We start from the raw sequence: 461 nt of genomic DNA, 5'->3' as shown, positions 1-461 counted from the left end.
ATGGCGATGAACCCGTTCGACGAGATCGCGGTCGAAGAGGCGATTCGGCTGAAGGAGGCCGGCAAGGCGGAAGAGATCATCGTTGTCTCGATCGGGCCGCAGCAGGCGCAGGAGACCTTGCGCACCGCGCTCGCCATGGGCGCCGACCGCGCCATCCTGGTCAAGACCGACGAGCAGACCGAGCCGCTGGGCGTCGCCAAGGTGCTGAAGGGCGTAGTCGAGGCGGAAAAGCCCGGTCTCGTCATTCTCGGCAAGCAGGCGATCGATGACGATTCGAACCAGACCGGCCAGATGCTGGCCGCACTTCTGGGCTGGGCGCAAGGCACTTTTGCTTCCAAGGTCGTTGTCGATGGCGACAAGGCCAAGGTGACGCGTGAGGTCGATGGCGGCCTGCAGACGGTGGAGTTGAAGATGCCGGCGATTGTCACCGCGGATCTTCGCCTCAACCAGCCGCGCTATGC

At 64.2% G+C, this 461-nt stretch carries 1 protein-coding gene; it reads left to right on the top strand.

Annotated elements, in window-relative coordinates:
- Positions 1-461 (top strand): electron transfer flavoprotein subunit beta/FixA family protein (locus NMG70_RS31690; protein ID WP_254028131.1); only part of this gene is annotated, 461 nt, incomplete at both ends.

Origin of the sequence: Mesorhizobium ventifaucium, assembly GCF_935822925.1 — a bacterium.
Lineage (GTDB): Bacteria > Pseudomonadota > Alphaproteobacteria > Rhizobiales > Rhizobiaceae > Mesorhizobium > Mesorhizobium ventifaucium.
This window is presented reverse-complemented; position numbering and strand designations above follow the sequence as displayed.